The sequence below is a fragment of the Crystallibacter permensis genome (assembly GCF_025960875.1).
Lineage (GTDB): Bacteria > Actinomycetota > Actinomycetes > Actinomycetales > Micrococcaceae > Crystallibacter > Crystallibacter permensis.
On record NZ_JAODLR010000039.1, the window covers coordinates 1 to 20473 of the forward strand.

The 20473-nt window shown below is 66.5% G+C and carries 16 protein-coding genes; 10 read left to right on the top strand and 6 right to left on the bottom strand.

The window, feature by feature from the left end; all coding sequences use genetic code 11:
- Nucleotides 1-177: 177 nt before the first annotated feature.
- The 4 genes from B0G38_RS22575 to B0G38_RS22590 are packed head-to-tail and all read right to left on the bottom strand — an operon-like array spanning nt 178 to nt 5282.
- Nucleotides 178-996: a bifunctional allantoicase/(S)-ureidoglycine aminohydrolase gene (locus tag B0G38_RS22575; protein WP_264671548.1), complete on the bottom strand. Its 819-nt coding sequence runs from the start codon at nt 994-996 to the stop codon at nt 178-180.
- A complete protein-coding gene (locus B0G38_RS22580) occupies nt 989-2278 on the bottom strand; it encodes an HpcH/HpaI aldolase/citrate lyase family protein (RefSeq protein WP_264671549.1) in 1290 nt (429 codons plus the stop codon). Before B0G38_RS22580 ends, B0G38_RS22575 begins: the two co-directional genes overlap by 8 nt.
- Nucleotides 2278-3882: a malate synthase A gene (aceB, locus tag B0G38_RS22585; RefSeq protein WP_264671550.1), complete on the bottom strand. Its 1605-nt coding sequence runs from the start codon at nt 3880-3882 to the stop codon at nt 2278-2280. Before aceB ends, B0G38_RS22580 begins: the two co-directional genes overlap by 1 nt.
- A 14-nt stretch (nt 3883-3896) precedes the next feature.
- Nucleotides 3897-5282, bottom strand: a complete 1386-nt coding sequence (locus B0G38_RS22590) for an NAD-dependent malic enzyme (protein WP_264671551.1) — start codon at nt 5280-5282, stop codon at nt 3897-3899.
- A gap of 197 nt (nt 5283-5479) precedes the next feature.
- On the opposite strand from B0G38_RS22590, the gene B0G38_RS22595 reads away from it, so the two are divergent.
- The 7 genes from B0G38_RS22595 to mdlC all read left to right on the top strand — a co-directional run bounded on the left by B0G38_RS22595 (nt 5480) and on the right by mdlC (nt 15472).
- Nucleotides 5480-6244, top strand: a complete 765-nt coding sequence (locus B0G38_RS22595; protein ID WP_264671552.1) for an IclR family transcriptional regulator — start codon at nt 5480-5482, stop codon at nt 6242-6244.
- A 222-nt stretch (nt 6245-6466) separates the two neighbouring features.
- Nucleotides 6467-6961, top strand: a complete 495-nt coding sequence (locus B0G38_RS22600) for a nucleoside deaminase (protein WP_264671553.1) — start codon at nt 6467-6469, stop codon at nt 6959-6961.
- A gap of 12 nt (nt 6962-6973) precedes the next feature.
- Entirely contained in the window at nt 6974-8491 is a 1518-nt protein-coding gene (locus B0G38_RS22605) for an NCS2 family permease (RefSeq protein WP_264671554.1), read from the top strand.
- 61 nt (nt 8492-8552) lie between these two features.
- A complete protein-coding gene (locus B0G38_RS22610; protein WP_264671555.1) occupies nt 8553-9830 on the top strand; it encodes an XdhC family protein in 1278 nt (425 codons plus the stop codon).
- Nucleotides 9831-9857: 27 nt separating this feature from the next.
- Complete coding sequence (locus B0G38_RS22615) at nt 9858-10730, top strand: FAD binding domain-containing protein (RefSeq protein WP_264671556.1); 873 nt, start codon at nt 9858-9860, stop codon at nt 10728-10730.
- A 1-nt stretch (nt 10731) separates the two neighbouring features.
- Nucleotides 10732-13575: a molybdopterin-dependent oxidoreductase gene (locus B0G38_RS22620; RefSeq protein ID WP_264671557.1), complete on the top strand. Its 2844-nt coding sequence runs from the start codon at nt 10732-10734 to the stop codon at nt 13573-13575.
- 286 nt (nt 13576-13861) lie between these two features.
- Complete coding sequence (gene mdlC, locus B0G38_RS22625; RefSeq protein WP_264671558.1) at nt 13862-15472, top strand: benzoylformate decarboxylase; 1611 nt, start codon at nt 13862-13864, stop codon at nt 15470-15472.
- Nucleotides 15473-15689: 217 nt separating this feature from the next.
- Here the strand turns inward: mdlC and B0G38_RS22630 are convergent, their stop codons facing one another.
- Both B0G38_RS22630 and B0G38_RS22635 read right to left on the bottom strand, forming a co-directional pair.
- On the bottom strand, nt 15690-16916 hold the full coding sequence (locus tag B0G38_RS22630; protein WP_264671559.1) for a DUF1624 domain-containing protein: 1227 nt from the start codon (nt 16914-16916) through the stop codon (nt 15690-15692).
- Between the two features lie 141 nt (nt 16917-17057).
- Nucleotides 17058-17375: a hypothetical protein gene (locus B0G38_RS22635; RefSeq protein ID WP_264671560.1), complete on the bottom strand. Its 318-nt coding sequence runs from the start codon at nt 17373-17375 to the stop codon at nt 17058-17060.
- A gap of 738 nt (nt 17376-18113) precedes the next feature.
- On the opposite strand from B0G38_RS22635, the gene B0G38_RS22640 reads away from it, so the two are divergent.
- From B0G38_RS22640 to B0G38_RS22650, 3 genes are read left to right on the top strand one after another with little or no spacing between them, the layout of a single operon-like run.
- On the top strand, nt 18114-18815 hold the full coding sequence (locus B0G38_RS22640; RefSeq protein ID WP_264671561.1) for a histidine phosphatase family protein: 702 nt from the start codon (nt 18114-18116) through the stop codon (nt 18813-18815).
- Nucleotides 18816-18830: 15 nt separating this feature from the next.
- Nucleotides 18831-19385: a DUF3090 domain-containing protein gene (locus B0G38_RS22645; RefSeq protein ID WP_264671562.1), complete on the top strand. Its 555-nt coding sequence runs from the start codon at nt 18831-18833 to the stop codon at nt 19383-19385.
- A complete protein-coding gene (locus B0G38_RS22650; RefSeq protein WP_264671563.1) occupies nt 19385-20152 on the top strand; it encodes an SCO1664 family protein in 768 nt (255 codons plus the stop codon). The genes B0G38_RS22645 and B0G38_RS22650 overlap by 1 nt, the downstream gene beginning before the upstream one ends.
- Nucleotides 20153-20473 lie beyond the last annotated feature (321 nt).

Consider the following 20473-nt stretch of genomic DNA (forward strand, 5'->3'; position numbering starts at 1 on the left):
CACACCACAATTTAGTGGCTACAAACGGTGGTACAAAAGAGGGCTGATCACCCGGAACCACAAGGAACCAGGGCGATCAGCCCACGTAACTTCGGATTAAAGCAAAATAGCTCCGCCCCCGGACTCTCAAACGGGGGCGGAGCAGTCTTGTCCGGCCGCAGCGGCCGGTTGTGATTGTCAGAGGACTATCTGGCGGTTCACGTCCTTGTACAGCAGGTAGCGGAAGTTGGACGGGCCGCCGGCGTAGCAGGCCTGCGGGCAGAACGCGCGCAGCGACATGTAGTCGCCCTCCTGCACCTCGACCCAGTCCTCGTTCAGCCGGTAGACCGCCTTGCCCTCGAGCACGTACAGGCCGTGCTCCATGACATGCGTTTCGGCGAACGGAATGGAGGCGCCCGGCTCGAACGTGACGATGTTGATGTGCATGTCGTACGCCAGGTCATCGACCGGCAGCATCCGGGTGGTGCGCCACTTGTTGTCCGTCCCCGGCATCGGGTTCGGCTCGAGGTCCTGCTCGTTGCCGAACACCGGCTTCGCGGTGTAGCCCTCGAGGGCCTGGTACGCCTTGCGGATCCAGTGGAACTTGGCGGCAGCACCGCCGTCGTTCTTCACCTGCCACTGGGAACCGGCCGGCGCGTAGGCAAAACCGCCCGGGGCCAGGACGCGGTTTTCGCCTTCGATGGTGACGCTGAGTTCGCCGTCGACAACGAAGATGAAGCCCTCCACCGTGCTCTGCGCCTCGGGCTTGGCCGAACCGCCGCCCGGCGCGACCTCCATCAGGTACTGCGCGAAGGTGGTTGCGCCGCCGGCGACCGGGCGGTTGAGGATCCAGACGCGGGTGTCGTCCCAGTCGGGCAGCACGCTGGTGACGATGTCGCGCATGACGCCGCGCGGGATCACCGTGTAGGCCTCGGTGACGATGGCGCGGTCCGTCAGCAGGTCCGTCTGCGGCGGGTGGCCGGCCGGATTGGCGAAGTAGTTTGTCTGCTTAGTCATGGGTTTCCTCGCTGCTGGAAGCGGATTGGGGATGGGCGATGGCCTCGAGCCGGGCGACGGACACCTCGGCCAGGCGCTCGAACTCGTTGCTTTCGACGGCGCCGCAGACCAGTCCGCGGTGGAGGAAGCGGGCCAGGGCGCGGGCCGTTGCAGGTTCGTCCATGATGGCGCTGTCGATGCCGTGGACATAGTTCTTCAGCCGCACCGCGGCAGCCTCGAAGCCGTCCCGGTAGAAGGCGTAGGTGGCCAGGAAGCGGGTGGGCAGCTGGGCCGAGTGCAGGTCCCAGCCCTGGTAGATTCCCCGTTCCAGGTGCCGGCGGACCAGGCGTGCGTGCAGCGCCCAGGCCTTGGCCACATTCTCCGCGTCGCCGAGCGGCAGGATGTTGGTGGACCCGTCCGAGAGGTGCACGCCGGTGCCGGCCACGGCCACCTGCATGACGGCCTTGGCGTAGTCCGCGGCCGGGTGCTCCATGGACTGGTAGGCGGCCGCGATGCCCAGCGACGCACTGTAGTCGTAGGTGCCGTAGTGCAGCGAGCTGACCCGGCCGGCGCCGGCATCGATCAGCTGCGCGACCGGAACCGTGCCGTCCGCGGCGAGGATCAGCTGCGGCGTTTCCATCTGGACCTCGAAGCGCAGCCGTCCCGCGGGCAGGTTGTGCGCCTGCTCCAGCTGCTCGCAGGCGAAGACCATGGCCTGCACCTGGGCTACCGTGCTGACCTTGGGCAGCGTCAGGACCAGGCCCTGCGGCAGGCCGCGCTCGCCGGACTCCTCCACGAGGGCGCCGATGAACCGGTCCAGCGTGCGCAGGCCGCGGGCGCGGGTGGGCTCTTCGAAGCACTTGAACCGGATGCCGATGAACGGCGGCGCGGTGCCGGCGGCGACGACCTGCGCCACGAGGGCACCGGCCTTCAGCGCGTCGGCGTCCTCTTCCTCGTCCGGGCGATTGCCGTAGCCGTCCTCGAAGTCCAGCCGCAGGTCCTCGATCGGCTCGCTTTCGAGCTTGCGGCGGACCAGCTCGGCCAGCTGGGCGCTCTCCCCCAGGCCGAGGGACGTGGCCAGCTGCTCCAGGCCGCCGTGTTCCTTCACCGCGGCCAGCGCGTCTCCGCCCCAGCGCGCGGCCAGGTCCAGGGTGAACGAGTCGGCCGGGACATAGACCGTGTGCACCGGCTGGCGGCCGCTGCCCTCGCCCGGGTAGGCCGAGGACAGCAGCTCGTCGGTGGCGGCCAGGTCCGCGTCGATCCTGGCCGCGACGGCACCGGAGAGGGCGAGCTTGGCCGCCATCAGGAAACCAGCTCGTAGGCCGGAAGCGTCAGGAACTCCACGAAGTCCCCGCCACCGATGGTCAGGTCCGCGATCAGCTTGCTGGCCGGCTCGTAGTACTTGGCGAACTTGTCGGCGTCGTTAATTTCACCGCGCAGTTTCTCGGTCTCCTCTGTGAGGATCCGCTCCACCAACTCGCGCGTCACGGTGTTGCCGGTGTCGGCCAGCGTGACCTGGTTGTGCAGCTGCTGCCAGACCTGGGTGCGGGAAATCTCGGCGGTGGCGGCGTCTTCCATCAGGTTGTGGATGGCCACGGCGCCGTTGCCGGAGATCCAGACGGCGGTGTACGCGACGGCCACGTAGAGGTTCAGGCGCAGGCCGGCCTCGGTGACCTCGCCCTGGGCGGAGGATACGTCCAGCAGCTGGGCCGCGGTGATCTCAACCTCGTCGCGGAGGCGGTCAACCTGGTTGGGCTTGTCGCCCAGCACCGCGTCGAAGATCTCGCGGCAGACCGGAACCAGGTCTGGGTGGGCCACCCAGGAACCGTCGAATCCGTCGTTCGCTTCGCGGGTCTTGTCGGCCCGGACCTTGGCGAAGGCCTGTTCGGTGACTTCGGGTTCCTTGCGGTTCGGGATGACCGCGGCCATGCCGCCCATGGCGAAGGCGCCGCGGCGGTGGCAGGTCTTGACCAGCAGCTCGGTGTAGGCCCGCATGAAGGGCGCCGTCATCGCCACGGAGGCGCGGTCCGGCATGACGAAGCTTTCGCCGGCCTCGCGGAAGTACTTGATGATGCTGAACAGGTAGTCCCAGCGGCCGGCGTTCAGGCCGGAGGCATGCTCGCGCAGTTCGTACAGGATCTCGTCCATCTGGAAGGCGGCCGGGATGGTTTCGATCAGCACCGTGGCTCGGACGGAACCCTGCGGCAGGCCCAGCTCGGCCTCGGCGAAGGAGAAGACGTCGTTCCACAGCCGGGCCTCGAGGTAGCTCTCGGTCTTCGGCAGGTAATAGAACGGGCCGTCGCCGCGCTCAAGGAGGTACTGCGCGTTGTGGAAAAAGTGCAGGCCGAAATCCACCAGCGCGCCGACAGCCGGCTGCCCGTCGATCCGGATGTTCTTTTCCGGCAGGTGCCAGCCGCGCGGGCGCATGACCACGGTGGCCAGCGGCGCGTCGGTGCGCAGCCGGTACTCCTTGCCTTCGGGCGAGGTGAACGCCAGCTCACCGCGTGCAGCGGCGGTCAGGTTCGCCAGCGCGTCGACGACGTTGGGCCAGGTGGGCGTGGAGGCGTCTTCCAGGTCGGCCAGCCAGACTTTGGCGCCGGAGTTCAGCGCGTTGATGGCCATCTTCGCCGGGGAGGCCGGTCCGGTCATTTCCACCCGGCGGTCCTGCAGCTTCGCCGGCGCCGGGGCAACCTTCCAGTCACCCTCGCGGACGTGCTTGGTTTCGGGCAGGAAGTCCAGCCCGCCGGAGGCCGCGGCCTTCTGCCGGTTGGACACGCGGTCCGCCAGCAGGCTGTCGCGGGTGGCGGCGAACTTCTGGTGCAGCTTTTCCACGAACCCCAGGGCTTCGGCCGTGAGGATCCTTTCGGCTCCGGGTACTGGTGCATTGTTGGTCACGGTGAGAGTCATGATGTTGCCTTCCTTTACTTGGCCGCTGCGGCCGACGCTACAGCTGCGGCGACGTCGGATGCCACGTGGGGGTCGAAAACACTGGGAATGATGAAGCTGGCGTTCAGCTCTTCGGCGGACACACGGTCCGCAATGGCGTGGGCCGCGGCGACCAGCATCTCGGGTGTAATGTCCGCGACGCCGGCATCGAGCAGCCCGCGGAAGAACCCGGGGAAGGCCAGCACGTTGTTGATCTGGTTCGGGAAATCGCTGCGTCCGGTAGCGACGACGGCGGCGTACTTCGCTGCGATCGCCGGGTCCACCTCGGGATCGGGATTGGCCATGGCGAAAATGATGGCGTCGTTGGCCATCGTGGCCACCTGCTCCTCGCCCAGCACGTTCGGTCCGCTGACACCGATGAAGACGTCGGCGCCGGCCACGGCATCGTGCAAGGTTCCGGTGAAGTTGTCCGGGTTCGTGTTCTCGGCCAGCCAGGTGCGGTGCGCATCGGTGTAGGTCTCGGTGCCGCTGATGGCGCCGTTGCGGCCACAGGCAATGATGTTCAGTGCGCCCTGCGCCTTCAGCAGTTGGATGATCGCGTTGCCCGCGGCGCCGACGCCAGCCACCACAATCTTCACGTCCTCGATCTTCTTGTGGACTACCTTCAGCGCGTTCTGCAGGGCAGCCAGCGTGACGATCGCGGTACCGTGCTGGTCATCGTGGAAGACCGGAATGTCGAGTTCATCGCGCAAGCGCTGCTCGATCTCGAAACAGCGCGGAGCCGCGATGTCTTCCAGGTTCACGCCGCCGTAGACCGGAGCGAGGGCCTTGACGATCATGATGATTTCCTCGGTGTCCTGGGTGTCCAGGCAGACCGGCCAGGCGTCGACGTCGGCGAACTGCTTGAACAAGGCGGCCTTGCCCTCCATCACCGGCAGCGCGGCGGCGGGGCCGATGTTGCCCAGGCCCAGCACTGCGGAACCGTCCGTCACCACGGCGATCGTATTGCGCTTGACCGTCAGGCGGCGCGCATCGTCGGGGTTCTCGGCGATGGCCATGCAAACACGTGCGACGCCGGGAGTATAGGCGCGGGACAGATCGTCACGGTTTCGCAGGGGAACCTTGGGGACAACTTCCAGCTTGCCGCCGAGATGCATGAGGAAGGTGCGGTCGCTGACCTTGCGGACCTGCACGCCGTCGAGCTCATCCAGCGCAGCGCTGACACGCTCGCCGTGGGCGGCGTCAACGGTGTTGCAGCTGATGTCCACGACCATGCTGTCGTGGTGGCTCTCGGTCACGTCAAGTGCCGTGATGGCTGCACCGGCGGCCGCAACAGCGGCTGCGAGCTCGCTGGTAGCAGTAAAGCTTGCAGGGGTTTCCACACGCAGGGTTATCGAGTACCCGGGGCTGGGAGTCGCCATTGATTCTCCTCTGTTCTGGGGCCGGACTGGCCTCGGTCAGTTTCCGTATTATGGATATTATTATCTAACCAGTGGAATTACAACCACCTCGGCCACATTTTCTTTCAACAGGCGGAAATTGTCCGTGATTTTGCGGTATGTTTGAGAGAGCAGTTCCACGAAGTGGATATTTTCAAGCAATGCGAGAGTGAGTTCCCATGGCAGAGAAAGCCAGCGGAGGCGTCCAGTCAGTCGAGAGGGCTTTCGAGCTGCTCGAGCTCATCACCAATGCCGGCGGAGAGGTCACACTGAGTGAGCTGTCGTCGTTCACCTCACTGCCCCTGCCCACCATTCACCGGTTGCTGCGCACCCTGGTTTCACTGGGCTACGTCCGGCAGCTCGCCAACCGGCGGTACTCGCTGGGCCCGCGGCTGATCCGCCTCGGTGAAGTGGCCAACAAGCAGCTCGGATCCCTGGCCCGTCCGCACCTGAAGAACCTGGTCGAGACTCTGGGCGAATCGGCGAATATGGCGGTATTGGACTCCGAGATGGTGGTCTACATCGCCCAGGTTCCGTCACCGCACTCCATGCGTATGTTCACCGAAGTCGGCCGCCGCGCCCATACCCATGACACCGGCGTCGGCAAGGCCATTCTCGCCCAACTGGAAGATGACACTGTCCGCGACATCGTGACGCGCGCCGGCATGCCGACCCCCACGGAGATGAGCATCGGCAACATTTCCGACCTCATGCTGGAGCTGAAGCGTATCCGCGAGCGCGGCTACTCCATTGATGAGCAGGAGCAGGAAATCGGCGTGCGCTGCTTCGCAATGGCCGTGCCGGATGCTCCGACCCCCATGGCAATCTCCGTTTCGGGACCCGTTTCGCGCGTGGATGAGGCCTTTGCCGAGCGGGCAGTCCCGCTCCTGCAGAGCGCCGCGGAGCAGATCTCGGCGCAGCTGAACGCGGCCGCAGCGAGCTAGGCCCCATAACTTTTTCACATCGCAAAAAAGAAATTCCACAAAAGGTGTGGCTTCCGTCACTTCCAGCTGCTAGAGTTTTTCTTGCCAAAGGCGGGCTCCCATCTACGGGGGCTATCTACCGGGCGCTACTAACCTAAACAGCAATCGTCGAAGCTGAGGTCGCCGCCCGCGCCGTCTGGTGCCGTGCCGTGGCCTGCTTCCCGATCACAGGGAGTCGCCACCATGAATACCACCACCATCTCCACCAGCCAATATCTGGCCAAGGCCGTCGAAATCGCCTCCAACAATGTCCGCAATGCCGGCGGGCCCTTCGGCGCCATCGTGGTTGCCGCGGACGGGCAGATTTTCGAGGGCGTCAACCGCGTCACCGCCAATAATGATCCCACCGCGCACGCCGAAGTCACGGCCATCCGCACCGCCTGCCAGGGCCTGGGCACATTCGACCTGAGCGGGGCCGTGCTCTACTCCAGCTGCGAACCCTGCCCGATGTGCCTGGCCTCCTCGCTCTGGGCACGGATCGAGCGCGTGGTGTTTGCCGCCGACCGCCACGATGCTGCCCGCGCGGGGTTTGATGACGCAGTCTTCTACGATTACTTCGACACCCCTGTGGAGCGCCGCCTGATGCCCGTGGTCCGTGACATCGGGGAACCGGGGGAATCGGGGCATCTCGAACCCTTCAATATATGGAGCAGTCTGACGGCCCGGATCGATTACTGAGGCGGTGCCGTCATGGCCATAATCCAGCCCAGAACCCGTACCAGCAATGTCCAGCAGGGCGCTCCCGGCACACCGGGAACTCCCCCGGCCGGCCTGCAACCCCGCGGACTCATCGACCGCTACTTCCAGATCACCGCACGCGGCTCCAGCCTGGGGCGCGAATTCCGCGGCGGCGTGGTCACCTTCTTCACGATGGCCTACATCGTAATCCTCAACCCCCTGATCCTTGGCGGTTTCGGCCCCGATTCCGCCCCGGTGGACGTCGCCGGAAACTGGCTGCCGGCCGCGCAGGTCGGCGCCGTCACAGGGCTGACCGCCGGGGTGATGACCATCCTCTTCGGCCTGATCGCCAACCTGCCCTTCAGCCTCGCCGCGGGGCTCGGCATCAACTCCTTCCTCGCCGTCGCCGTCATCCAGGACGTGACCTGGCCCGAAGCCATGGGCCTGGTGGTGATCAACGGCGTCCTGATCGTCATCTTCGGCATGACCGGCGCCCGGACCGCGATCTTCCGCGCCATCCCTAAGGATCTGAAGGCCGCCATTACCGTGGGAATCGGCCTGTTCGTCACTTTCATCGGCTTTGTGGACTCCGGTTTTGTCCGCGCTACCGAGGGCGGTCCGCCCGTCCAGCTGGGCGACAACGGTTCCATCACCTCGGTGCCGACGCTGGTCTTCGTGGCCGGACTGCTGATCATCGGCATCCTCGTGGCCCGCAAGGTCCAGGGCGGCATCCTGATCGGCATCGTCGCCACCACGGTCCTGGCCGCGATCCTCGAAGCTACCCTGCAGCTGGGGCCGGCCTCCGAAACCAATCCGGGCGGCTGGCATTTGAACACCCCGGTGCTCGCCGGCCAGATCTTCGCGGTACCGGACCTGACCCTGGTGGGAGAGTTCGATATCTTCGGCTCCTTCGCCCGGATCGGCGGCCTGGCCGCCACCATGCTGGTCTTCACGCTGGTCTTCACCAACTTCTTCGATGCCATGGGCACCATGACCGGGCTGGCCAAGAGTGCCGGCCTGGCGCACAAGGACGGTACCTTCCCCCGGCTGAAGTCAGCCTTCATCGTTGAAGGCATCGGCGCGGTTGCCGGCGGCGCTACCTCCGGTTCCTCCAACACCGTCTTTGTCGATTCCGCCGCCGGCATCGGCGAGGGAGCCCGCACCGGGCTGGCCTCGGTATTCACCGGCGTGCTCTTCCTCGGCGCCATGTTCCTCACGCCGCTCACCAGCGTGGTGCCGATCGAGGTGGCAGCCTCGGCCCTCGTCGTCGTCGGTACGTTGATGAGCGCGCAGATCCAAGAGATCAACTTCAAGAAGTTCTCCGTAGGCATGCCCGCCTTCCTGACCATGATCACTATGCCGCTGACCTACTCCATTGCGAACGGCATCGGCGTGGGCTTCATTGTCTGGGTCCTGGTGAACTCGGCCAGCGGGCGGGCGAAGAAGATCCATCCGTTGATGTGGCTGGTCGCGGCAGGGTTCCTGGTGTACTTCGTCCGCGGCCCGATCAGCGAACTGCTCGGCGGTTAACCGCTGCGGCCGGTGCCGGCAGCCTGGCTCCGGCACCGGCCGCGAATGAAAGGACAAACCAATGCTGAATCTCGGTGCAGAGCTCGGCGCCTGGCTGGATGCGGCCGGGGACAACTACGCCGTGGCCACCGTCATTGCCGCCAGCGGTTCCGTTCCCTGCCCGGTCGGCACCTCCATGCTGGTCTCCGGCAGCGGCAGCGTGCTCGGCTCGCTCTCCGGCGGATGTGTGGAGGGCGCGATTGTCGCTGCGGCGGTGGACGCCATCGCGGACCAGCGGCCGCGGACAGAGCATTTCGGCTACAGCCCCGAGGACGCGTTCGCCGTCGGGTTGACCTGCGGCGGCGAGCTGGACGTCCACCTCCAGCCGGTAAAAGCAACAACTAACGACGACGACGGGGCGCGGCTGGGTACCGCGCTAACCCGGCTGGCGGCGTTCGGGCCCCAGGAGCCGCTGGCCGTGGTGCGGCGCATCGATGCCGGCGGCAGTGGCGCGGTTCTCGTGCCCGGCCCTCAGCATTTCCTGCCCGGGGACCATGCGGACGAGCTGGAGTCCCTGGCAGGCTCTGCCGCCGCGGCCCGGTCCGCCGGCGTGCAGCTCGCGGGGTTGCTCCGGCAGGGGGTCAGCGGCCTGCTGCGGCTGTCGCCCGCGGAAGCGGAGTGCGGGGACGAACCGCCGGCGCTGCTGGTGGAGACCCGGCTGCCGCCGCCGCGGCTGCTGGTCTTCGGCGCCAACAATTTCAGCGAGGCCCTGCTGCCGGCCGCGAAACTGCTTGGCTACCGGGTGACGCTATGCGATGCCCGGCCGGCCTTTACCCAGCAGCGGCGTTTCCGGGCAGCAGACGAGGTGGTCTGCGACTGGCCGCACCGGTACCTCGCCGACGAGGCCGCGGCCGGCCGGATCGACGCCAGGACCGTGGTTTGCGTCCTCACGCACGATCCCAAGTTCGACATCCCGCTGCTGCGCACCGCGCTGGAACTGGATCTGGCCTACCTCGGCGCCATGGGTTCGCAGCGCAGCCATGCCCAGCGGGTGCGGGACCTGCTGGCTGAGGGCGTTGCACCGCAGGCACTGGCGCGGCTGCATTCGCCGATCGGCCTGGACCTGCAGGCCGTCACCCCCGCCGAGGTGGCGGTGTCCATCGCGGCGCACATCATTGCCTCGCGCAACCCGGCCGCTACGGGACTCCCCCTGTCCCGGCGCAACGGGCCGATCCACAGCAGCCTGCCCGTCAGCAGCGATGCCCTCAGCCATACCCTCGGAACCGCGCACGCTCGCGTTCCGGAAACCACTCGTTCTGCCGCGCACAGCACCTCCCTGGTGCTCAGCGGCAGACCATAACGTTACGTATATATAGGAGTCCCCTCCATGGACATGAACACTATCGAGGCCGTGGTTCCCACCACGGATCCAGGCGACTGGCGCGAAGGAGATGCCTGGCTCGCCGGCGGAACCGTGCTGTTTTCCTACGGCAGCTCCACCTTGCGCCGGCTGCTGGACCTCGGCTCCGCCGGCTGGGAGCCGATCACTGTCAACGACGACGGAATCGAACTGGCAGCCACCTGTCTCGTAGCTACCCTCTACGAACTGCCGGACTCACCGGTCCACGCCGGCACAAAAGGCACCGACGGCGCCGTCAGGCTGGTGGACAAGTGGCCGGCGCTGGAGCTGGTGCGGCCCTGCTGCGATTCTTTCGTGGCTTCCTTCAAGATCTGGAACATGTCCACCGTGGGCGGCAACATCTGCACCTCGCTGCCGGCCGGACCGATGACCTCGCTGTGCGCAGGTCTGGACGGCACCGCCACCATCCTCGGGCCGCACGGCTCGCACCGCGAGGTTCCTGTCGCCGAACTGGTCACCGGAGACGCGACCAACGCGCTGCTGCCGGGCGAACTGCTGCGCAGCATCCAGCTGCCGGCGAGCGCGCTGGCAGCCAGAACCGCCTTCCGCCGCCTGTCGCTGAGCAATCTGGGCCGCTCCGGCGTCCTGCTGATCGGCCGGCTGGATCCCGACGAAACCCTGGTGCTGACCGTCACCGCATCCACCAAGCGGCCGGTGCAACTGCGCTTCAACGCCGCCGAGCACCCGGATCCCGGAGAGCTGGAAGCCGCACTCGATGCGGCCATCGCCCCGGAGCTGTACCACGACGACATCCACGGCCTGCCGCAATGGCGCCGGGATATGACCTACCGGCTGGCCGAAGAGATCCGCGCCGAGCTGCTCATGGGAAGGAGTGCCTGACATGGCAATGGACATCAATGGGGAAACGCACGCCAACAGCCCGCGGCCGGGCCAGTGCCTGCGCACCTTCCTGCGCGAAGAAGGCATGCAGGGCGTGAAAAAGGGATGCGACGGCGGCGACTGCGGTGCCTGCACCGTGCACGTCGACGGCGTCCCGGTGCACAGCTGCATCTACCCCGCCGTGCGCGCCGAGGGACGCTCGATCACCACCATCGAAGGGCTGCCGGACGCGGCAGGGGCAGACCTGCATCCGATGCAGGAGCAGTTCCTCAAGGCCCAGGGCTTCCAGTGCGGCTTCTGCACCGCCGGCATGATCATGACCGCGGCAACCTTCAGCGACGAACAGAAGCAGAACCTGCCGCGGAACCTCAAGGGCAACCTCTGCCGCTGCACCGGCTACCGCGCCATCGAAGACGCAGTGCTGGGCAACGACGGCGGCGGCTGCTCCCATCCGCCGTCGGAAAGCTGCGCGTTGGACGCCCCGGCGGTTTCCCCACGCGCGGGCACCTCGTCCGCACCCGCAGCGGTCGGCGCGGACACCCCCGCCCCGGCAGCTCCCCTTGTTGTCACCGGCACCGCCCGCTACACCCTGGACGTTCCCACCGGCGAGTTCCCCGGCCTGCTGCACCTGAAGCTGGCCCGTTCGCCGCATGCCCATGCCCGCATCCGCACGACCGATACCCGCGCGGCGCTGGCGGTTCCCGGCGTCGTCGCCGTCTTCACCCACGAGGATGCGCCGGCCCAGCTGTTCTCTACCGCGCAGCACGAGCTGTACACGGACGACCCGGACGACACCCGAGTGCTCGACGACGTCGTCCGCTTCAAGGGCCAGCGGGTGGCCGCCGTCGTGGCCGAAACTGTCGCCGCGGCCGAAGCCGGCGTGCGCGCCCTGGACGTCGATTACGAGGTGCTGCCTGCGGTCTTCGAGCCCGAGACCGCGATGGCACCCGGCGCACCGCTGTTGCACGCGGACAAGCCGGAAGATTCCCGCATTGCCGTCCCGGAGCGGAACATTGTTGCCGAGGTGCACACCGAGATCGGTGACGTTGCCGCGGCACTGGACAGCGCCGACGTCGTACATGAAGCGACGTACGTGACCCAGCGCGTGCAGCATGTGGCGCTGGAGACGCACAGCGCCATCGCCTGGACCGGTGCCGACGGCAGCCTGGCCGTGCGGTCCTCCACGCAGGTCCCGTTCCTGGTCAGGCGCACGCTCGCCCGGGTGTTCGCGCTGCCGCAGGAGAAGGTCCGCGTGGTGGCCGGCAGGGTAGGCGGCGGCTTCGGCGGCAAGCAGGAGGTGCTCACCGAGGACATCGTGGCCCTGGCGGCGCTGAAACTGGGCCGGCCGGTGCAGCTGGAACTGACCCGGAGCGAGCAGTTCACCGCCACCACCACCCGGCACCCGTTCACTATTCGAGTCCGCGCCGGCGCCCGGCGGGACGGGACGCTCACCGCGCTGGCGCTGGACGCTACGGTCAACACCGGGGCCTACGGGAACCACGCCCCTGGCGTGATGTTCCACGGCTGCGGCGAGTCGATCGCCGTATACCGCTGCGCGGCGAAGAAGGTGGACGCCCGCACCGTGTACACCAACACGCTTCCCTCCGGTGCGTTCCGTGGCTACGGCTTGAGCCAGATGATCTTCGCAGTGGAATCGGCGCTGGACGAGCTCGCAGTCCAGCTGGGCGTGGACCCGCTGGAGTTCAAGCGGCGCAACATGATCCGCCACGGCGACGACATGCTCTCCCTGCACAGCGAGCCGGAAGCGGACGTGCATTATGGCAGCTACGGGCTGGACCAGTGCGTGGACTTGGTCCGCGGCGCCCTGGACCGGGGCCGCGAGCGCGGGGCCGGCGGTGAAGACCTGGGACCGGAGTGGCTAGTCGGCGAGGGCACCGCGCTGTCGATGATCGACACGGTGCCCCCTCGCGGGCACTACGCGCACAGCATCATCGCCCTGACCGCCGACGGCTACCGGCTGGACGTGGGCACGGCGGAATTCGGCAACGGCACCACCACGGTGCACGCCCAGCTCGCCGCGCAGGTCCTCGGCACCTCCCCGGCTGCCGTGCGGGTGCGCCAGTCGGACACGTTGCTGACCGAGCACGATTCGGGTGCCTTCGGCTCCACCGGCACGGTGGTGGCGGGTAAGGCGACGCTGGCCGCGGCACAGGAGCTCGCCGGACTGGTGCGTTCCTTCGCCGCCGAGCTTAGCGGTGTGCCCGCCGAGGACTGCACACCCGTGGCGGGCGGCGTGGACTGCGCCGGGCAGCTGGTGACCTTCGCGCAGCTGGCCGAAGCCGCAGCCGAGCGATCCGTGCCACTGCAGGCGGAGGGCCGTTGGGGCGGCACGCCACGTTCGGTCGCGTTCAACGTGCAGGGTTTCCGCGTGGCCGTGAACTCCGCTACCGGCGAGCTGGCCATCCTGCAGAGCGTGCAGGCCGCGGACGCCGGCGTCGTCGTTAATCCCCGCCAATGCCGCGGTCAGATCGAGGGCGGAATCGCCCAGGCACTCGGGGCCGCGCTCTACGAGGAGGTCCGGATTGACGACGGCGGCACGGTCACCACCGATATTCTGCGCCAGTACCATATCCCCACCTTCGCGGACGTTCCGCGCAGCGAAGTGTATTTCGCCCGCACCTCTGACGAGCTGGGCCCGCTTGGTGCCAAGTCCATGAGCGAAAGCCCGTACAACCCGGTAGCGCCCGCGTTGGCCAACGCCGTCCGGGCGGCCACTGGAGTTCGCTTCACCTCGCTGCCCTTGGCACGGGACCGGATCTACCTGGCGCTGAAGGAAGCCGGCCGCGTGCCCGCCGTCGGCGCGGATCTGCTGCTCGCACGGTAAGAGATCCCTCTCCCTGACGTCAGCGAAGTCCCGCCGGCGGCCAGATCAGCACCGTGGGAAGGCCCGGAACCATTCTCGTTCCGGGCTTTCCGCGCGCCGTTCGTGCCGGCGGTCCAGGAGCTGAGAGCTAATTTTCCGAGCTGCGTCCGAAGCCCACCGGGACGTAGGTTCCGCCGACGCGCAACGAATCTAAAATAGCTGCGAAGCTGAAAGGGGCGGAGGCCTATGGGCGCGATCCCGTTCTGACCATGCCAGGAGTAACGAAAATCTGAGGAAGGCTGGACGAGTGGCAACCACGAAGAAGACGGTTCTGGAGACGAGTCTGGACATGTTCCGCGCGCAGGGGGTGACCACCATCTTCGGCAACCCCGGATCCAACGAGATTCCATTCCTCGCGGGCCTCGATGAGGGCTTCAACTTCGTGCTCGGACTGCACGAGCAGGTCGTCGTGGGCATGGCCGAGGGTTATGCCCGCGCGACGGGCAAGCCCGCCCTGGTAAACATCCATGCCGCCTCCGGGTCGGGCAACGCCATGGGCGCCCTGACCAACGCCCATTACGGCCACATCCCGATGGTCATCCTCGCCGGACAACAGGTCCGGCGGACCGTGGGCCAGGAGGCTATGCTGGCCAGCGCGGACGCGTCGGCCCTGCCGGTGCCACTGGTCAAGTACTCGCACGAGCCGCTGGCGGCCGCCGACGTGCCGCGGACCCTCGCCCAGGCCGTGTTCGAGGCCTCTACCCAGCCGTGCGGGCCGGTCTATGTGTCGGTCCCGCTCGATGACTGGGCCGAGCCTGCCCTTGACGACGACACCCTGCTCACCGAGCGCTCGGTGGTCACCGCCGGCCGCCTCACCAGCGGAATGATGCAGGAACTCATCGTCACCGTCGACGGCGCGAAGAAGCTGGCGCTCGTGGTGGGCCCCCAAGTAGACGCCGCCGCTGTTGAGGATCACACCGTCTTTGATGCCGTTGTGTCCCTGGCGGAGAAGGCCGACGCGTCCGTGTACGTCGCCCCCTCCCCCTCGCGGGGCCCCTTCCCGACCACCCACCCGAACTTCGAGGGTGTCATCGTTCCGGGCATCAAGTCAGTGCGTGACCGTCTGGCCGGACATGACGTCGTCCTCGTCCTCGGCGCCGCCGTCTTCCGCTACCACCGCTGGGAGCCGAGCAACTATCTCGAAGCGGGGACCCGCGTTGTGCAGATCACCCAGGACCCCCGCGAGGCGACCCGCGCGCCGTTCGGTCGGTCCTTCGTCGGCGACGTCGCCGGTGCCACGAAGGCTTTGGCCGACGGCGTGACCGACCGGGGCACGCGCCGCGGCGAGCCCGGCTCTCGCGAGCTTCCTGCGGCCAGGACCTCCCCGGACGGCATGACCGGCACCGAAATCCTCGAGGTATTGAACGCCCACGTCAATGACACCGTCGCCTACGTCAACGAGACCACCACCTTGGACCTGGATTACCTCGAGCGCATCGCCATCGACCGGCCGGGCATGTACCATTTCCCCGCCTCGGGCGGCCTGGGATTCGGCCTGCCGGTGGCGGTCGGAATGTCCCTCGGCGATCCGGAGAAGACGATCGTGGCCACCGTGGGCGACGGCTCCGCGAATTACTGCATCACGGCGCTCTACACCGCGGCAAAGCAGAATACGCGGACCGTGTTCGTCATCGTCAACAACTCCAGCTACGGTGCCCTCGCCGGCTTCGCCCAGCGGATGGGCACCCCGGACATACCCGGCCTGCAACTCGGCGGCATCGACTTCGTCTCCATCGCCGAGGGCTACGGTGTGCCCGCACAGCGGACGAGCACCCGCGAAGAGTTCGAGGAGGCGTACCAAAAAGCGCTGAAGGCCAACGGCCCGGTCCTCATCGACGCGCAGGTCGCCATCGGCTGATCCATCGTGAGGATTTCGTTCGCCCGACGCAGCTCTCGGACTTCACGCTCGCCGCCCTGCGAACCGGTCCCTTGATGCTGGTTACAGGACGAACACCCGCGACCTCGGTCTGCCGGTCCGAAGTCCGCAATGCCTCCGGATACGCCCAAAGATTGGACAGCGATCCGCTTGGTCACGCCGCGGCTCCGCACCCGGTCCTTCATGCCGCAGCATAGCCTTAACCCGCCGGTTGGCGGGTGGGGCGGCCCCGGTTGAGGACCAGGGTCCGGAGCCAGGCGGTGGAAACGGCTACGACGCTTTCGAGCGGGCCCTTCCCGATGGCGTTGCGCCACAGTACTGCGGCGAGCAGGAACACGATGCATTGGATGGTAATGGACATGACGGGACGGCTCTCGTCCAGGATCTCGGTGGCCAGGACGATCACGTGGGCCGAATAGAGGGTCAGCGTCATCGAGCCCATTGCAGCCAGGGGGCCAGCGGTACCGCCGAGCAGCGGCACGAGCAGCAGCACGGCGCCCAGGGCGGCCAGCGCGATTCCGAGGGTGTGCAGGATAGTGACTGGCGTAGAGGTGTAAGGAGAGAGGATGGCCAGCCACCATCCGGTCGTGGCCGGCAGCGTCTCAGCGGAGGTATCTACATTGCCTCCGAAGATCAGGATGGAGTTGATCTCCTCCCTGCTGAGCAGGGGCGTGGCGGCAACGATCCGGTTAAGGCCCCCGCCCGGGCCCAACAGCACCATCGACAGCAGCCACATGAACGCGGCCAGAGCAGATCCGGCCGCCAGGAGGACGGCCGCGACCTTCCGGGAGGTGAGGTCCATGCGTCCGACCGCGACGCCCACACAGATGTACGCCACCCATGGCAGGGCGGGATAAAACCCGGTGAGCAGCATGTCGGTGAGGAAGACGCCAGGCTGGGCGGCGGCAAGAGAGAACGAGTATTCGTCCTGGACTTGCGGCATATCCGGCCAGCTCGCACGCACCAGTTGCATCGCCACGGGCCCGAGGACCGCGAAGACAACGGACAGGCCCAGCAGTGTCCGCCGGCCCAGGCCCAGAAGTGGGACAGCCAGCAGGAAGAGGATCCCGTAGTAGGGCAGGATGATCGCGACGGTGGTGTCCGTGGGGCCGAGCAGCAGGCCGATCGAGGTGATCAACAACGCCCGCAGCGCCAGGCCGGCCCGGTTCGCAGTCATCGCACGGCCTGCCGGTGTCCGCCTGCCGCCGGTAAGCAGCGCGATGGAGATCCCCGCGATCAACGCGAAGAGAGCCGCGGGCCGGCCTGCGAGGACAGCCCACTCCGCCGTGGCAGTGCCCCCGGCGGACGGAGGAAAAACATTGACGATGATTATTCCGACCAAGGCAAGCCCCCTGGCGACGTCCACACCGATTACCCGCCGGGAACCCCCTTGGCCCGCCTTGTCCGGCTCCCCAGGTGCGGGCACCGGGTTTCTACCCGGGGGCCGCGTTCGATCCGAGCCAATCAGCATAATGGCTTTCCTTCCTCCGTCGTCACCCCGGGCCGGGCGGCGCGCGCCACTTGCCTGTTAGACGGCGCCCCGCATAGCAAACCGCTGTGCGCGTTATCAGCGCGTTACTGGTGCCAGTCCCTCGGCAGGTTCGACGTCCAGGGAAAGGGTGTGGGCACCGGTCGTCGGGTCAACTGTGAGACTGAATGTTTGCAGGACCCGTGCAGCGTTCTTAGCCCGCTCGCCCCACCGCGCCCGTGGAGACATCTGGAACAGCGAGGCCTTGAGTTTGGAGTACAGAGTCTGACGGAAGTGGTTATCAGCGTGCTTGCTGGCTTCCAGCTCAAGGACTTTCCATTTGAAATCGTCCGCGATCTGCCGGAACTCACCGAGCAAAACAGTTTTCCCAACACCCCGCAAGCCGGTGACAATCATCGATTGGTCGATTCGGCCAACGAGCAAGCCGGCGGAGAAGCGTCTCGAACTCCTTGAGGAGCTCACTACGCCCGACAACCAGCTCGGGGTGGCTCCGGCATTCGGAGCGTACGGATTAAGCACCTGATTCGTGAGAGCAGTTTACTCACTTAAGGAAAAGCTTCGGTTGCAGCTTTTCGTCTGACCGCATAGGACGGTCGGAACGACGCGGCCATCGCGAAGCACAGCCGACTTGCATATACCGCAACGCTGATAACGGCGCATACGACGGCAGTAACTGGCACGAGATATGCGCAGCGTCAGGACAGAAGTCGGAATTCCCCCGGCCCGCAACGTCATCTGAATATGGGTAACGCCGACCGGCTCGCCGAGCAGCTCGTTGATCGAAGCCTGCCCTTCCAGCCCGCAGGTCTGGTCCCTATCCATAACTTGCCCCTATAGCGCGGCTGCCGCCTGAAGCCTTTAGAGACGCGCCCCTGGGACGTAGCCGCATCTGCACGAGCCGCGAACTTCGGCGTCGGGAGCCAGTCCCCCATTGGCGATATCCGAACTCACGAGGCCCTCGTCCCGACGCGGAGCAGGTACAGGCCATGAGTTGGTCAATGTGTGCCGAGTCCGTCTGGGCGGCTTTGAGCGTGTCGGCGTGCTTGAGGGGTTCCGCCAGGGCCCTACCTGCCTGTTTGACGTGCGGCCCGGTACGGTTCACACCGCCATCGAGCGGGTGGTTAGGCTGAGTGGATGGCGACAGTTATTCTCGTGCGGCACGGCCGCACCACAGCCAATGCCACTGGCCTGCTGGCCGGTCGGGCCGTCGGCGTCAGCCTGGACCAGATCGGGCGCGACCAGGCGGCTCTGACCGGAGACCGGCTCGCGGCGGTGCCCGTGGTCGGGGTGGTGTCGAGCCCTCTTGAGCGTTGTCAGCAGACAGCCCAGCTCATCCTCGATCGTCAGGCTGGCACGCCGTACGCGCCGGTCGATCTCGATCTCACCGAGTGCGATTACGGCCAGTGGCAGGGCCGCACGCTCAGTGATCTCGCGACCGAGGATTTGTGGCCGGTTGTGCAGTCGCAACCGTCCGCCGTCGTCTTTCCCGGCGGTGAGTCCATGGCCGCGATGCAGGCCCGGTCGGTGGCAGCGATTCGACGCCACGATGCAGCCTTCGAAGCCGAGTATGGGCCAGGGGCCGTGTGGGTGGCGGTGAGCCACGGTGACATCATCAAGTCGATCCTCGCCGACGCGCTCGGCATGCACCTTGACCTGTTCCAGCGCATCAATGTGGGCCCGGCCTCCGTATCGATCGTGCGCTACGGCGCCAGTCGGCCGACCGTCTACGCAACCAATACCGACGCCGGGGATCTGTCGTGGCTGACCAACAGCGTCAATTCCGACGACGCACCGGTGGGCGGTGGCGCAGGGCACACGGCTCCACGAACCAAATGAGCCTAAAATAGTCCCATGCCTACAACTGTTCATGAGTTTGCCTGGCCTGACCGCGTCGTCGTCGGCACCATCGGCCTTCCCGGGGCGCGCACGTTTTACCTGCAGGTACGCACTGGCAAGCAGATCGTCAGCATCGCCCTCGAGAAGCAGCAGTCAGCGCAGCTCGCCGAGAAAATCGACGAGATCCTCGATCAGCTCATCACTCTCGAGGGCAACCCCTTCAGCGTTCCCACGAGTACTCCCATTGAACTTGTCGACAATGACCAGCTCGAGGCCGTTCAGGAGCAGTTCCGCACCGGCGCCATGAGCTTAGGTTGGGACCCAACCACGGCGCAGGTCGTAATAGAGGCCCACCCCATCACCGATGTCGATGCTGATGACAACGACGAACCGCTTGATGAGGACGGCGCTAACGAGCCCGAAATGCTGCTGGTGCGAATGCCGGTCGGCACCGCCCGCGCATTCGCCAGGCGCACCCGTGAGATCGTGGGCGCCGGGCGTCCGACGTGCTCGCTCTGTGGTTACCCCATAGACGCCGACGGGCACATCTGCACCCTCCCCGAGGTCTGATGCCAGCGCCGGACCTCGTGACCGCCGAGCTGACGCTCACCGGCCGCATCGCGACGGCTTCAAACGCCACATTTCTGGGCAGTATCGGCGACGTGGTGGTCGTCTATAAGCCGATAGCAGGCGAAAGTCCGCTGTGGGATTTTCCCCACGGCACTCTGGCTCACCGGGAGGTGGCCGCCTACCTGATCTCGCAGGCCTTCGCTTGGGACGTCGTGCCGCACACCTGGCTGCGCGATGGTCCGATGGGCGAAGGAATGGTGCAGCTCTGGCAGGAGCAAGACCCCGCCCAAAGCGCCGTGAACCTGGTCGCGACGGACCACACGCCGGAGACGGGCTGGAAACACGTTCTCGAGGGACGAGATGAGAACGGACGGATGGTCGCCCTCGTTCACGAAGACTCGACAGCGCTCAGACGCATGGCGGTGTTCGACATCGTCGTCAACAACGCTGACCGCAAAGGCGACCACATTCTTGCCATGACGGACGGACACCGGCACGGCGTGGACCATGGACTCACCTTTCACCGTGACCACAAGCTGCGCACGGTGCTGTGGGGGTGGCTGGGAGACGCTCTGACCGCCGAGGAACGCGACGGCATCGATCGTGTCAGCGAAGGACTGCAAGGTGGGCTGGGCCGAAACCTGGCGGACCTGCTCAGCGCCGAAGAAATCGCATCGCTCGCCGCGCGCTGCGCCCGGTTGCGCGTGGCAGGGCGGTTTCCGGCTCCCAGCGGTGAGATGTCGGCGGTGCCCTGGCCGCTGTTCTAAGGGAATTACGGCTACGGGCTTCGCAGGCTGTGTCACGTTGATGGCATGGATCTTAAGGTAGCGACGGAGCTCATCATTCCTGAGCGCGAGCCCGGCTAGCGATTCTCCAAGGAGCCAGGCCCCGGCGGGCACCCCTCTGTTCCGAAGGTTTCGGCGATGGGAGAGACATCAACTGTCACCGGGGAATTCGCGGCCCAACCGCCGATAACGGCGCCTATGACATCATGTAGTCTGCGTATTTCATCTGATGAATCATGACGGCTCCTCTCCCCGCTGTGATGCGGGACGCCCATGGAAGGGCGAGTTTACGCGGATCACTGG